The sequence below is a fragment of the Klebsiella sp. 2019SCSN059 genome (assembly GCF_021739525.1).
Classification (GTDB): domain Bacteria; phylum Pseudomonadota; class Gammaproteobacteria; order Enterobacterales; family Enterobacteriaceae; genus Klebsiella; species Klebsiella quasipneumoniae.
The window spans coordinates 1-15149 of the sequence record NZ_JAKKOM010000057.1; the positions used below are offsets into that span (position 1 = coordinate 1).

12 protein-coding genes are annotated in these 15149 nt (G+C 46.5%); 11 read left to right on the forward strand and 1 reads right to left on the reverse strand.

What is annotated here, in order from left to right; genetic code table 11:
• The first annotated feature begins 423 nt into the window (after positions 1-423).
• From L2I46_RS27835 to ugd, 11 genes are all read left to right on the forward strand, one after another.
• Positions 424-1683: a hypothetical protein gene (locus L2I46_RS27835; protein ID WP_236948378.1), complete on the forward strand. Its 1260-nt coding sequence runs from the start codon at positions 424-426 to the stop codon at positions 1681-1683.
• The gene (locus L2I46_RS27840) at positions 1680-2807 is read left to right on the forward strand and encodes a glycosyltransferase family 4 protein (RefSeq protein ID WP_236948379.1); all 1128 of its coding nucleotides are present in this window, start codon (positions 1680-1682) and stop codon (positions 2805-2807) included. Before L2I46_RS27835 ends, L2I46_RS27840 begins: the two co-directional genes overlap by 4 nt.
• Positions 2808-3227: 420 nt before the next feature.
• Positions 3228-4634, forward strand: a complete 1407-nt coding sequence (gndA, locus tag L2I46_RS27845) for an NADP-dependent phosphogluconate dehydrogenase (RefSeq protein ID WP_236948380.1) — start codon at positions 3228-3230, stop codon at positions 4632-4634.
• A 184-nt stretch (positions 4635-4818) separates the two neighbouring features.
• Positions 4819-5277 (forward strand): IS200/IS605 family transposase, encoded by a 459-nt coding sequence (tnpA, locus tag L2I46_RS27850; RefSeq protein ID WP_236948381.1) that lies wholly within the window; start codon positions 4819-4821, stop codon positions 5275-5277.
• Positions 5278-5556: 279 nt separating this feature from the next.
• Positions 5557-6972: a mannose-1-phosphate guanylyltransferase/mannose-6-phosphate isomerase gene (locus L2I46_RS27855; RefSeq protein ID WP_236948382.1), complete on the forward strand. Its 1416-nt coding sequence runs from the start codon at positions 5557-5559 to the stop codon at positions 6970-6972.
• Between the two features lie 23 nt (positions 6973-6995).
• A complete protein-coding gene (gene rfbK / locus L2I46_RS27860) occupies positions 6996-8366 on the forward strand; it encodes an O9 family phosphomannomutase RfbK (RefSeq protein WP_236948383.1) in 1371 nt (456 codons plus the stop codon).
• 154 nt (positions 8367-8520) lie between these two features.
• The gene (rfbB, locus tag L2I46_RS27865; RefSeq protein WP_236948384.1) at positions 8521-9585 is read left to right on the forward strand and encodes a dTDP-glucose 4,6-dehydratase; all 1065 of its coding nucleotides are present in this window, start codon (positions 8521-8523) and stop codon (positions 9583-9585) included.
• Positions 9586-9601: 16 nt separating this feature from the next.
• The gene (gene rfbA, locus L2I46_RS27870) at positions 9602-10471 is read left to right on the forward strand and encodes a glucose-1-phosphate thymidylyltransferase RfbA (protein WP_236948385.1); all 870 of its coding nucleotides are present in this window, start codon (positions 9602-9604) and stop codon (positions 10469-10471) included.
• A gap of 17 nt (positions 10472-10488) precedes the next feature.
• Positions 10489-11394 carry a dTDP-4-dehydrorhamnose reductase gene (gene rfbD, locus L2I46_RS27875; protein WP_336886849.1) on the forward strand — a complete coding sequence of 302 codons (906 nt, stop codon included), beginning with the start codon at positions 10489-10491 and terminating at the stop codon, positions 11392-11394.
• A gap of 11 nt (positions 11395-11405) precedes the next feature.
• The gene (gene rfbC, locus L2I46_RS27880) at positions 11406-11960 is read left to right on the forward strand and encodes a dTDP-4-dehydrorhamnose 3,5-epimerase (RefSeq protein ID WP_236948387.1); all 555 of its coding nucleotides are present in this window, start codon (positions 11406-11408) and stop codon (positions 11958-11960) included.
• A gap of 176 nt (positions 11961-12136) precedes the next feature.
• Positions 12137-13303 carry a UDP-glucose 6-dehydrogenase gene (gene ugd, locus L2I46_RS27885; protein WP_236948388.1) on the forward strand — a complete coding sequence of 389 codons (1167 nt, stop codon included), beginning with the start codon at positions 12137-12139 and terminating at the stop codon, positions 13301-13303.
• A 403-nt stretch (positions 13304-13706) separates the two neighbouring features.
• Here the strand turns inward: ugd and L2I46_RS27890 are convergent, their stop codons facing one another.
• Complete coding sequence (locus tag L2I46_RS27890) at positions 13707-14711, reverse strand: NAD-dependent epimerase (RefSeq protein ID WP_236948389.1); 1005 nt, start codon at positions 14709-14711, stop codon at positions 13707-13709.
• Between the last annotated feature and the right edge of the window lie 438 nt (positions 14712-15149).

A 15149-nucleotide genomic window follows, 5' to 3' on the forward strand; every position in this document is an offset into this window, starting at 1 on the left:
GGAACGGTCTGCGTTGTCGGGAAGATGCGTGATCTGATCCTTCAACTCAGCAAAAGTTCGATTTATTCAACAAAGCCGGGAAGACTGCTCTGACAACTATCTTGACACTTATTGCTCTAATTATTATAGCGTATAAGAAGCTGTATTTAATTCATAAGATCATTTCAGTATATTGCTTTGTTAAGGTAATTAACTTTGTCATGTGCTTTAGCTAATAATTGGTCTAATATATTAAGTTTTGCTTCCTCTATAAAAACTTCATAAATACAAGGTTATTGTTTAATTTCTTTTCTTCATGGATGTTTAGGTGGGTAAGGAAACCATTATGTTTTTAGTTTGTATTTTGCACTTTTATTGAAGTGTATTTTAAATGCAACAATTTAATATGTGTGTAATTGAAGTTGATGAACATAAGGTGATGGGATGGATAAGGGAATCATAAAGGCTGCGATTGCTTTTTTTAGCTCTTCGGTATTAGTTCAAGGGATCGGATTCTTGTCCCAAGTGTTTTTAATGAGGGAATTATCTGTTGCTCAATTCGGGACTTATGCCTTAGTATTTGAAGCTTTGGCCATGTGTAATATGGTTGTAAGTGGAGCGTTTAGGAACTATTATTTAAGAGAGATTAATAAAGGGAATTCAAGCAATATACTTCTTCCATACCAACTTCTTTTTGGTAGTTTTTGGTGTGTATTTAGTACGGTTTCTATTGGTCTGGTTTTTAATCTTGATAACATGATAATATTGGGCATGTCACTTTCTATGGTGTTGTCATCATTGATAATGCCAAAATGGACTGAATGTTTAGCTCTAGGAAAACGGAAGTTAATAATAATGAGGGATTTAACTTATGCATGTGGCACATTTTTACTTATACTATTTTATGTTTTTTATTTAAAGAAACACATTAATTTTTTAATAATATCCGTTTTTACATTAAACATCATTGTATCATTATTGTTCTTTATGGATTTTACTGAGCTAAGGAAATATTTTACCTTTTGTAATATTAAGCTCCTGACTACTTCTATTGTTCCTTTTTTTGGTATATTTATTGCTAATACAATTTATAATAAAATTGGTGTCACATTTATAAATCACATGTCTTCCATCAGTAATGTCGCATTGTATTTGGCTATGTTTAAATTTATTACACCATTATTTTTTATTCAAAATGCTCTTGTATCGTCTATTTTGCCGAAGTTTAATTCAGAGCGTAGTTTGGAATTTGATAAGAAAATTTTTCTTTTCTTCGCTGTGCCTGGTTTAATTGTAACCGTAGTGTTACCTCTAGTTTTTCCAGTGGTCATATCAGTTTTAGGCCTGTATAAGTATGAGAACATTACTGGCTTATTTTACTATGGATCGCCAATAATATTTATTTCTTTTATTTATGGTGCGTTATCTAATTATATTTCCGTCTCTGGTGGGCAATCTCTTATCCTAAAGACAAATATATATGCCATTATTTTTTATATTTTATCGTTATTTGTATGTGAAGCGTTGGGTGTAAAAATAAATATAATAATTTTGGTTCTTTCTTTATTTGTTATTTCCGAGTCATTTATTTGTATTGTTTATTATTTTGATATAAAGAAAAATAATAAGATAACAGGGTTGTTTATATGGTCCCCGTTGTTAGTAATTACGTATGAAATTTTTATGGTGGGTAAACTTCTATGAGTAAACTAGTCATTGTATTTTCCCGATTTAATACGGAGCATTTGGTGAAAGATGTTTTTTTGTTTCCTCTTTATTTAAGTAAGGAACTAAATCTCCAATTAGAAGTTGTATATGATAATGATAATGATCTTCCTTTTCCTTTTTTTGAAAATGTTACCTTCTTAAATTTAAAGTCTGGTGGTGGATTTAATTCGTTTAAAAGCATATTGGCCCAGTTATCCTATATAAAGCAAGAGGGTAGAAATATTTCTTTTGTTTTTTTATTTCATGTGAGATGGTATAGTTTCCTCATTGGTTCTGCATATAAAAGAAGACAAAAAGAGGGGTATGTTTATATTAAGGGTGATTTGTCTGTTGACGAGGCAAAAGATTTTTTTGACTATTATAACATAAAAAAAATGATCAAGTCGTTATTTGTTAAATATCTTTCAAAATATGTTGATCTTGTGTCTGTTGAAACAATTGATGCCTTGAATGTGTTAAAGAAAAAAGCTGTGATTAGTAATGATAAGATTATTTTTATACCAAACGGGGTTGAGAGAGATAATAATAACGCATCTATTATTAAAAAAGAAAATGTAATATTGAATGTTGCAAGAATTGGAACGGTGCAAAAAAACACAGAGTTTATTCTTGATGTGATTTCCAAGGTGAACATGAAAGATTGGAAGTTATATTTTTTAGGGGAGGTAGAGGAAGGTTTTCATTCTGAAATAGATTTGTTTTTTTTGAGAAACCCATCTCTCAGGGAGAGTGTTTTTTTTCTTGGGAATGTAAAAGACAAAATTACAAGAAATGATTTTTATAAAAAATCGAAAATATTTTTTTTCCCCTCGCGTTATGAAAGTTATGGCTTGGCATTGTTAGAGGCTGCATATTATAATAACTATTTATTAACCACAAATGTAGGGGCGGCTGGTGATCTTATTAATTATTTTGGCTGTAAGGGAGAGTTTATTAACTTGATGGACAAGGAATCGGTGGTTAATATAATGCAGCGATTAATTGATCATGGGGGTAGTATTAATGTGTCAAACGATATTGATGATTTATATTTATCTAAATTAGTCATTAAATTAAAAAATCAATTCCTGCTTGCAAGAAATAAAAACGTAAATTGCTGATTTTGCATTTCTTTGGTATTTGAATGCTTCAAAAATTTACTAATGAGAAGCATGTATGCATGTATCGTCTAAAAATATTATAATGTACGGGTGTTTTTCATTTTTTATTCACTCACGATTGTAAATCATTATGCTGTTTTTGGATGGGGTTATATGGATGATAGGCCTTAAATATATATGTTGTTTAGGTTTTTGTATGAATTATGAGTGATATTAAGGGTGTGATAACTTGTCTTTGTTATTTGATGTTGCTCTCAGTTCCATTTTTAAAATAAAAAGTTTATAATTTGGCTTGATCGCTTATTGCATACTGAATGCTATCTACTACACCTTAACTAAGCTATCATAGAGATATGTTTGTCTATAATGTATGCATTTTTGATGCATGCATATTTATTATACACCAGACAGGAGTATGTAATGTCCAAGCAACAGATCGGGGTTGTCGGTATGGCAGTTATGGGGCGCAACCTTGCGCTCAACATCGAAAGCCGTGGTTATACAGTCTCTGTTTTCAACCGCTCTCGTGAAAAGACCGAAGAAGTGATTGCCGAGAATCCGGGCAAGAAACTGGTCCCGCATTATACCGTTAAAGAGTTTGTCGAATCCCTCGAAACTCCACGCCGCATCCTGTTAATGGTGAAGGCGGGCGCTGGCACTGATAGCGCGATCGATTCACTTAAGCCGTATCTGGACAAAGGCGACATCATCATTGATGGGGGGAATACCTTCTTCCAGGACACGATTCGTCGCAACCGCGAATTGTCTGCTGAAGGTTTTAACTTCATCGGTACCGGTGTTTCAGGTGGTGAAGAAGGCGCGCTTAAGGGCCCATCTATCATGCCTGGTGGCCAGAAAGAAGCCTATCAACTGGTGGCTCCAATTCTTGAGCAGATCGCTGCTCGTGCTGAGGATGGTGAACCCTGTGTTGCTTACATTGGTGCTGATGGTGCAGGCCACTATGTGAAGATGGTTCATAACGGTATTGAGTATGGCGACATGCAACTTATCGCGGAAGCATATTCCTTACTGAAAGGTGGTCTGGCACTTTCTAATGAAGAACTGGCAACATCCTTTACCGAGTGGAACGAAGGAGAACTCAGTAGCTACCTGATTGATATCACCAAAGACATCTTCACTAAAAAAGATGAAGACGGTAAATACCTCGTGGATGTGATTCTCGATGAGGCAGCCAACAAAGGTACTGGCAAATGGACCAGCCAGAGCTCACTCGACCTCGGCGAACCACTGTCCCTGATTACTGAATCTGTCTTTGCGCGCTACATCTCTTCATTGAAGGACCAGCGTGTTGCTGCGTCTAAAGTCTTGACGGGGCCCAAATCTCAACCGGTTGACGACAAGGTTGAGTTTGTAGAGAAAGTTCGTCGCGCTCTATATCTGGGCAAAATCGTTTCTTATGCTCAGGGCTTCTCTCAGTTGCGTGCTGCTTCTGATGAATATAACTGGGATCTTAACTATGGTGAGATTGCTAAAATCTTCCGTGCCGGTTGTATTATCCGTGCTCAGTTCCTGCAGAAGATTACTGATGCTTACGAGCAGAATGCGAGCATCGCCAATCTGCTACTGGCCCCGTACTTCAAGCAGATTGCAGATGAATATCAGCAGGCGCTGCGTGATGTTGTGGCTTACGCTGTCCAGAACGGTATCCCGGTTCCGACATTCTCTGCTGCTATTGCCTACTACGATAGCTATCGCTCTGCAGTCCTGCCAGCCAACCTGATTCAGGCTCAGCGTGATTATTTCGGTGCCCATACCTATAAGCGCACTGATAAAGAAGGTGTATTCCATACGGAATGGTTGGAATAATTTTTATTTTCAATGTCAGGCCATTTGGCCTGGCTTTTTTTGTGCACAGAAAACCTCCAGCTAGGCTGGAGGTTCAGTAAAGCTTTCAGCTTTGAGCCAGTTATAAAAAACCCTTTTGCTTTGTTAAGACAGGCTGCGGTCTGGCAACTGCAAATGTTCAACAAGAAATCAAAAGGGGGTCCCGATGGGGGACGAAAAGCGCTTAGCGCACACTCGATGCAACTGTAACTATCACATAGTTTTTGCGCCCAAGTACCGAAGACAAGTGTTCTACGGAGAGAAACGCAGAGCGATAGGTAGCATCTTAAGAAAACTGTGTGAGTGGAAAAGCGTGAAAATCGTGGAAGCAGAATGCTGTGTGGATCATATTCATATGCTTCTGGAGATCCCGCCAAAGATGAGCGTCTCGAGTTTCATGGGGTATCTGAAGGGTAAAAGCAGCCTGATGCTTTATGAACAATTTGGAGCTCTGAAATTTAAATACCGAAACAGGGAGTTTTGGTGCAGAAGGTACTACGTAGTTACAGTTGGCAAAAATGCGACGAAGATACAGGAGTACATAAAGCACCAGTTAGAAGAAGATAAGAGGGGTGAGCAACTCTCGATCCCGTATCCAGGTAGCCCGTTTACGGGTCGTAAGTAATCCATAGATGCAAATGTCAGATCGAGATGCGCCTGTTAGGGCGCGCCTGGTAAGAGAGCCTTACAGGCGCATATGAAAAACCTCCGGCTATGCCGGAGGATATTTATTATCTTTAATTTTATAAGCGACCCAAAATTTTTGCTTTCTAAAGATTTTTTAATATTTAATGTTCTTAAGTGCTTGCAATCTTTATTCTCTTGTTCTCCTATATTACTTTGCTTCTTGCCTCAGTAATCGACTGGGCGTTAAATACTAGGGTTTTAATTAAAGGAATTTAATATGTTACTTCCTGTGATAATGGCTGGTGGTACCGGCAGTCGTCTCTGGCCGATGTCTCGTGAGCTTTACCCGAAACAGTTCTTACGACTGTACGGGCAGAATTCAATGCTGCAGGAAACCATCACCCGACTCTCGGGCCTTGAAATCCATGAACCGATGGTCATCTGTAACGAAGAACATCGCTTCCTGGTAGCCGAACAACTGCGTCAACTCAATAAACTGTCGAATAATATCATTCTTGAGCCGGTCGGGCGTAATACCGCTCCGGCCGTTGCCCTGGCTGCCCTCCAGGCCACCCGCCACGGGGACGACCCGCTGATGCTGGTCCTTGCCGCAGACCATATTATCAATAACAAACCGGTATTCCACGATGCCATCCGCGTCGCCGAGCAGTATGCCAATGAAGGGCATCTGGTCACTTTCGGGATTGTTCCAAACGCTCCAGAAACCGGCTACGGCTACATCCAGCGCGGCGTAGCGCTTACTGACAGTGACCACGCCCCTTACCATGTGGCTCGCTTTGTTGAGAAGCCAGACCGGGAGCGCGCCGAGGCCTACCTCGCTTCCGGAGAGTACTACTGGAACAGCGGCATGTTTATGTTCCGCGCCAAAAAATACCTCTCCGAGCTGGCCAAATTCCGTCCGGATATCCTTGAGGCCTGCCAGGCAGCGGTCAGCGCCGCGGATAATGGCAGCGACTTCATCAGCATTCCACATGACATTTTCTGCGAGTGCCCGGACGAATCCATCGACTACGCGGTGATGGAAAAAACCGCCGATGCGGTGGTGGTCGGTCTCGATGCCGACTGGAGTGACGTTGGCTCGTGGTCGGCGTTGTGGGACGTTAGCCCTAAAGATGCGCAGGGTAACGTGCTCAGCGGCGATGCGTGGGTGCATAATAGCGAAAACTGCTACATCAACAGCGACGAGAAGCTGGTGGCGGCGATTGGCGTGGAGAACCTGGTGATTGTCAGTACCAAGGACGCGGTGCTGGTGATGAACCGCGAGCGCGCTCAGGACGTGAAGAAGGCGGTCGAGTTCCTTAAACAGAACCAGCGCAGCGAGTACAAGCGCCACCGCGAGATTTACCGTCCCTGGGGCCGCTGCGACGTGGTGGTGCAGACCCCACGGTTTAATGTCAACCGGATCACGGTGAAACCGGGCGGGGCCTTCTCTATGCAGATGCACCACCACCGTGCCGAGCACTGGGTTATTTTGGCTGGTACCGGTCAGGTGACGGTGAACGGGAAGCAATTCCTGCTGACGGAAAACCAGTCCACCTTTATTCCCATCGGAGCCGAGCACTGCCTGCAAAACCCGGGCCGTATTCCACTGGAAGTTCTGGAAATCCAGTCCGGTTCCTACCTGGGCGAAGACGATATTATCCGTATTAAAGACCAGTATGGTCGTTGCTAATCTTTTGGGGAATAAGGTGCAGAATGACACAGTTAACATGCTTTAAGGCTTATGACATCCGTGGTGAACTGGGAGAAGAGCTGAACGAAGACATTGCCTACCGTATCGGGCGCGCCTATGGCGAATTTCTGAAACCTGGGAAGATTGTAGTGGGGGGCGATGTGCGCCTCACCAGCGAGCCGCTGAAGCTGGCTCTGGCCCGGGGGCTGATGGACGCCGGTACCGACGTGCTTGATATCGGCCTGAGCGGCACCGAAGAGATTTACTTTGCCACTTTCCACCTCGGAGTGGACGGCGGGATCGAGGTGACGGCAAGCCACAACCCGATGAACTACAACGGCATGAAGCTAGTGCGCGAAAACGCGAAGCCCATCAGCGGCGATACTGGGCTGCGCGATATCCAGCGCCTGGCGGAGCAGAACCAGTTTCCGTCGGTGGACCCGGAGCGCCGCGGCACCCTGCGTCAGATTTCGGTGCTGAAGGAGTACGTCGACCACCTGATGGGTTACGTAAACCTGGCGAACTTCACCCGTCCGCTGAAGCTGGTGGTGAACTCCGGCAATGGGGCGGCAGGGCACGTGATTGATGAGGTGGAGAAACGCTTCGAGGCGGCCGGGGCGCCGGTGACTTTTATCAAGGTGCATCACCAGCCGGACGGGCATTTCCCGAACGGTATTCCGAACCCGCTGCTGCCGGAGTGTCGCCAGGATACTGCCGACGCGGTGCGCGAGTATCAGGCGGACATGGGGATTGCTTTTGATGGCGACTTCGACCGCTGCTTCCTGTTTGATGACGAGGCGTCGTTTATCGAGGGGTACTACATTGTCGGGCTGTTGGCGGAAGCATTCCTGCAGAAGCAACCGGGGGCGAAAATCATTCACGACCCGCGTCTGACGTGGAATACGGTGGATATCGTTACCCGCAGCGGCGGCCAACCAGTGATGTCGAAGACCGGGCATGCGTTCATCAAGGAGCGGATGCGCCAGGAAGACGCCATCTACGGCGGGGAGATGAGTGCGCACCATTACTTCCGCGACTTTGCCTACTGTGACAGCGGGATGATCCCGTGGCTGCTAGTGGCGGAGCTGCTGTGCCTGAAAAACAGCTCGCTGAAGTCGCTGGTGGCAGATCGCCAGGCGGCGTTCCCGGCGTCAGGAGAGATTAACCGCAAGCTGGGTAATGCGGCGGCGGCTATTGCGCGTATCCGCGAACGCTATGAACCAGATGCCGTCAACGTGGATACCACCGACGGTATCAGTATTGAATACCCGGAGTGGCGCTTTAACTTGCGTACGTCCAACACGGAGCCGGTGGTACGTCTGAATGTTGAGTCCAGAGCGGATAATAGTCTGATGGAGAGTAAAACAAAAGAAATACTCAATCTCCTTTCATAAAGTTATCAAACAATTAATGAAAATAGTTTGATGTCATTTAAAGATACTGCATATCTTTTGGACTCAAAAGATTCATTAATTGCTTTTTCTTTAATTAAAAGGGCATTTAAAAATGCTATGCCCTTTACTAACGAAACTATTGGACAATATTATAATGAAGATCCTTGTCACCGGTGGCGCTGGGTTTATTGGTTCTGCCGTTGTTCGTCATATCATTGAGAATACTCAGAATGACGTGCGCGTTATGGACTGCCTGACTTACGCAGGTAATCTCGAGTCTCTGGCTTCTGTAGCCGACAACAGCCGTTATTCTTTCTCGCGTACGGATATCACCGACGCCCAGGGCGTGGCTCAGCAGTTCAGTGAGTTTCAGCCTGATATCGTGATGCACCTGGCTGCCGAAAGCCATGTTGACCGTTCTATTGACGGCCCGGCCGCCTTTATCCAGACCAACCTGATTGGCACCTTTACCCTCCTGGAAGCGGCCCGTCACTACTGGTCAACCCTGGATGCGGCTCCGAAGCAGGCTTTCCGCTTCCATCATATCTCTACTGATGAAGTTTATGGTGATCTGCACGGCACTGATGACCTGTTTACGGAAGAAACGCCTTATGCGCCAAGCAGTCCGTACTCTGCCTCTAAGGCCGGGAGTGACCATCTGGTGCGTGCCTGGAACCGTACCTACGGTCTGCCGGTAGTGGTGACTAACTGCTCAAACAACTATGGCCCATATCATTTCCCGGAAAAACTGATCCCGCTGACCATTCTCAATGCGCTGGCGGGTAAACCGCTGCCGGTGTATGGCAACGGTGAACAGATTCGTGACTGGCTCTATGTGGAAGATCATGCTCGCGCACTCTATAAAGTCGCCACTGAGGGTGAGAGCGGTGAAACCTACAATATCGGCGGTCATAACGAGCGTAAGAATATTGATGTAGTACGTACTATCTGCTCCATTCTCGATAAAGTGGTGGAACAGAAGCCGGGCAATATCAGTCACTTTGCTGACCTGATCACCTTCGTAAAAGATCGTCCGGGTCACGATCTGCGCTATGCGATCGACGCGGCGAAAATTCAGCGCGACCTGGGTTGGGTGCCGCAGGAGACCTTTGAAAGTGGCATTGAGAAAACCGTGCACTGGTACCTGAACAACACCACCTGGTGGCAGCGCGTGCTGGACGGCTCGTATGCCGGTGAACGTCTTGGCCTGAATAACTGATTAAGGAAATATACAGATGAAAGGTATTGTTCTGGCCGGTGGCTCCGGTACTCGTTTATATCCTATTACCCAGGGTGTCTCTAAACAGCTGCTGCCAATTTACGACAAGCCGATGGTTTTCTACCCTATCTCTGTGCTGATGCTGGCGGGGATCCGCGATATTCTGATTATCTCCACCCCGGATGATATGCCGGGGTTCCAGCGTCTGCTGGGTGACGGTTCGCAGTTCGGGGTGAACTTCAGCTACGCCATTCAGCTGTCACCGGACGGCCTGGCGCAGGCCTTTATTATCGGTGAAGAGTTTATCGGTAACGACGCCTGTGCGCTGGTGCTAGGCGATAACATCTACTTCGGCCAGAGTTTTGGTAAAAAGCTGGAAGCGGCGGCCAGCAAAACCACCGGTGCCACCGTGTTTGGTTATCAGGTGCTCGACCCGGAACGTTTTGGTGTGGTGGAGTTCGATGAGCACTTCAGAGCGCTGTCGATTGAAGAAAAACCGCTGAAGCCGAAATCTGACTGGGCGGTAACCGGCCTGTATTTCTACGATAACGACGTGGTGGAGATGGCGAAAGCCGTCAAACCGTCTGCGCGCGGCGAGCTGGAAATCACCACCCTGAACCAGATGTATCTGGAGCGGGGCGATCTGCAGGTGGAACTGCTTGGGCGTGGTTTTGCCTGGCTGGACACCGGCACCCACGACAGCTTGATTGAAGCCTCGCAGTTTATTCATACCATTGAGAAGCGTCAGGGGATGAAGGTCGCCTGTCTGGAAGAGATCGCTTACCGCAATGACTGGCTGAGCGCCGAAGGGGTTGCGGCCCAGGCAGAACGGCTGAAGAAAACCGAATATGGCGCTTATCTGAAACGCCTGCTTAACGAACGTTAATCGCCTGCCGATCATATATAGGGTATTCAATAATGAAAATTTTACTGATTGGTAAAAATGGCCAGGTTGGCTGGGAGCTGCAGCGTTCGCTGTCGACGCTGGGTGAGGTGGTCGCCGTTGATTACTTCGATAAAGAATTATGCGGTGATTTAACGAATCTGGAAGGCATTGCGCAAACTGTTCGTCAGGTAAAACCGGACGTCATTGTCAATGCGGCGGCCCACACTGCGGTAGATAAAGCTGAAAGCGAGCGTGAGCTGTCCGACCTGCTGAACGACAAGGGCGTGGCGGTGCTGGCGGAAGAGTCGGCGAAGCTGGGCGCCCTGATGGTGCATTACTCCACCGATTATGTGTTCGACGGGGAGGGGAGTCACTATCGTCAGGAAGAGGAGGCCACCGGGCCGCTGAACGTCTACGGTGAAACCAAGCGCGCCGGTGAGCTGGCGCTGCAGCAGGGTAACCCGCGTCATCTGATTTTCCGCACCAGCTGGGTGTACGCCACCCGTGGGGCGAACTTTGCTAAAACCATGCTGCGTCTGGCGAGTGAGAAAGAGACGCTGTCTATCATTAACGATCAGCACGGCGCGCCGACCGGGGCAGAGCTGCTGGCAGACTGCACCGCCATCGCCATCCGTGAAGAGTTGCGTAATAAAGCGGTTGCCGGAACCTACCATCTGGTCGCCAGCGGTGAAACGAGCTGGTATGACTATGCCCGCTTTGTTTTTGACGTGGCACGAGCTAACGGCGTGCAGTTGGCTATCAATGAGGTTAACGGGATCCCGACCACGGCCTATCCAACACCGGCAAAACGTCCGCTGAATTCCCGCCTGTCGAATGAGAAATTCCAGCGCGTATTTGGTGTCACGCTCCCGGATTGGCGTCAGGGTGTAGAGCGTGTGGTCGTGGAAGTTTCAGGCAAGTAAGGGTATACAAGATGAGTATTATTAAAACAGACATTCCTGACGTACTGATTTTTGAGTCTCGCGTGTTCGGTGATGCGCGTGGTTTTTTCTTCGAAAGCTTCAGCAGCAAGGTGTTTGACGAGGCGGTCGGCCGTCATGTTGAGTTTGTGCAAGACAACCATTCGCAGTCGCAGAAGGGTGTGTTGCGAGGTCTTCACTATCAGCTGGATCCGCACTCGCAGGGTAAACTGGTGCGCTGCGTGGAAGGTGAGGTTTTTGATGTGGCGGTGGATGTCCGCCGTTCATCGCCAACCTTTGGCCAGTGGGTCGGGGTGGTGCTCAGTGCGGAAAACAAACGTCAGCTGTGGATCCCGGAAGGGTTTGCGCATGGCTTTATGGCCCTGAGCGAGACGGTGCAGTTTGTCTATAAAGCGACCAACTACTATGCGCCACAGTCTGAGCGCAGTATTCTCTGGAATGATCCGGATATCAACATTCAATGGCCTGATTTGAACGCCTGTGAACTTTCTTTATCAGAAAAAGATATGCAGGCTCATACGCTGGCGACCGCAGAAGTCTATAAATAATATTTATATATAATAATTGTTATGCTTCCTAAAAAGGCCCAATACGGGCCTTTTTAAAGCAGGCTATTTTGTGCCTTTCTTGACACTTATCTCCTCAAAGAGTAAAACCGCCAGAAGTGTTGATTACAGGGTGGCTACTATGCCGCCGTCCAGTTAACTGATTAAAGTGTGATCGAATGAAAATTACTATTTCCGGTACCGGTTATGTTGGTTTATCAAACGGCATCCTGATTGCGCAGAACCACGAAGTGGTTGCGCTGGATATCGTACAATCCAAAGTGGATATGCTTAACCAGAAGATTTCTCCGATTGTCGATAAAGAGATTCAGGAATATCTGGCCGAAAAACCGCTGAATTTTCGTGCGACAACGGATAAGCAAGATGCCTATCGTAATGCCGACTATGTCATTATCGCGACACCAACTGACTACGATCCAAAAACGAACTACTTCAATACCTCAACGGTTGAAGCCGTTATTCGTGATGTCACTGAGATTAACCCTAATGCCGTGATGATCATCAAATCGACCATTCCGGTCGGTTTTACTCGTGACATCAAAAAGCGCCTGGGTATCGACAATGTCATTTTCTCACCGGAATTTCTGCGTGAAGGCCGGGCGTTGTATGACAATTTACACCCGTCTCGTATTGTTATCGGGGAGCGTTCCGAACGTGCAGAACGCTTTGCCAGCCTGCTGAAAGAAGGGGCGATTAAACAGGACATCCCGACGCTGTTTACTGACTCGACTGAAGCGGAAGCAATCAAATTGTTCGCTAACACCTATCTTGCGCTGCGTGTGGCCTATTTCAACGAACTGGATAGCTATGCAGAAAGTCAGGGTTTGAACAGCAAGCAAATTATTGAAGGTGTTTGCCTGGATCCGCGTATCGGCAACCACTACAACAACCCGTCATTCGGCTACGGTGGCTATTGCCTGCCGAAAGACACTAAACAACTGTTGGCGAACTACGAATCAGTACCAAATAACATCATTGGTGCCATCGTTGATGCGAACCGTACCCGTAAAGACTTTATTGCGGACTCCATCCTTGCGCGTAAACCGAAAGTGGTTGGTGTATATCGCCTGATCATGAAGAGCGGTTCGGATAACTTCCGTGCCTCTTCGATTCAAGGGATTATGAAGCGCATTAAAGCCAAGGGTATCCCGGTAATCATCTACGAACCGGTTATGCAAGAGGATGAGTTCTTCAATTCTCGCGTGGTCCGTGATCTGGATGTCTTCAAGCAAGAAGCTGATGTCATCATTTCCAACCGCATGGCGGAGGAATTGTCTGACGTAGCCGATAAGGTCTATACCCGCGATCTGTTCGGCAACGATTAGTCTCTTCTCATGCTCAGGACTGGCGGCATTGTTGCCGTCAGTCTGATTCAATCACTTTCTCAAAAGTCTCCCATCGTCTATCTTCCCTCCACTTGGATCTACAAATCCCGCCGTCGTGTGATGTGGGCCGTAATTTTGCCCTAAACTCATTGCACCCCCTGCTGTGGTCGGATATGTTAAATCACACCTTGTAAAGAGCTGCCGTCACTGAGATGTAGATGCCGGAGATAAGCGCCGGAAGGGTAAAGAAGCCTGCAATGCGGGCTTTTTTTGTTTTTGTACCAACGTTCCGACTGCGGGGCGTGCATGAAGTTGTCTGAACGAAGGTTTAAACAACTGCATGAAAAAAGGCATAAAAAAACCGCAATCTGGGATCGCGGTTCGGTAAGACAGATGTAATAACTCAGGCGTTGTAATACCCTTTGTACCACTCCACGAAGTTTTTCACCCCGTGCTTAACCGACGTCTGCGGTTTAAAGCCCACAAGATCATACAGCGGTCTGGTGTCCGCGCTGGTTTCCAGGACATCGCCGGGCTGCATTGGCATCATATTCTTCTCGGCCTCCATTCCCATCGCTTCTTCCAGGGCGGTGATGTATTCCATCAACTCGACCGGTGAACTGTTACCGATATTGTAAACGCGGTAAGGGGCTGAACTGGTCGCTGGCGATCCATTTTCTACCGTCCACTCTGCGTCAGGCTGCGGGATAACATCCTGTACACGAATGATCGCTTCCACGATGTCATCGATATAGGTGAAGTCGCGCTTCATTTTGCCGTAGTTATAAACGTCAATGCTCTTACCTTCCAGCATCGCTTTCGTAAACTTAAACAGCGCCATGTCCGGACGTCCCCATGGACCGTACACGGTGAAAAAGCGTAGTCCAGTGGTGGGAATGCCATACAGATGAGAATAGGTATGCGCCATCAGTTCATTGGCTTTTTTCGTTGCGGCATACAGCGATACAGGATGATCGACTGAATCATCGGTGGAGAACGGCATTTTGCGGTTTAGGCCATACACCGAACTGGAAGAGGCATACAGCAAATGTTGTACTTTGTTGTGGCGGCAGCCTTCCAGAATGTTCAGATAACCGATCAGGTTAGCATCAGCATAAGCGTGAGGATTTTCCAGCGAGTAACGAACACCGGCCTGTGCTGCCAGATGGATCACGCGTTCAAACTTCTCTGTGGCGAAAATCTGCGCCATTCCTTCTCGATCGGCAAGATCGGTTTTATAAAAAGTGAACAGGGGAGACTGCAGTAGAGCCAGACGAGACTGCTTAAGACTGACATCGTAGTAGTCATTCATGTTGTCGATGCCAACAACCTCGTGACCTGCCTCCAGAAGGCGCTTGCTTACATGAAAGCCGATAAATCCTGCGGCTCCAGTGACTAAAAACTTCATATTCATCCTCCGGGTTGCTTGTTCCCCGCTATATATATTTGCAGATTTTACACTGGCTTGCCTCAGGGGTCATCTGCTTTACCGTTGCAGGATATGAGTTGATGGCATGAAGTACCGCCAGCCATTCTGGGTAGAGGTTTGAACGATTGCCAATGACTGGAAATTTTATTGCAAATGGTAATTATTATCATGTGTTAAATAAGTTAGCCTATTAATAATACCTTCTGTTTTTTATGGCGGCTATCCGGTAGGTCAGGTTTGCAGCAAATCCGGTGGTCGATATCATTGCTCAATATTGTGTCTATTTATAAATTTTACGAATCATTTGTGGAGATCATTCGTTATTACTATGATAAATAAAGGGCTTTGTTGAATAAATCGAACTTTTGCTGAGTTGAAGGATCAGATCACGCATCTTCCCGACAACGCAGACCGTTC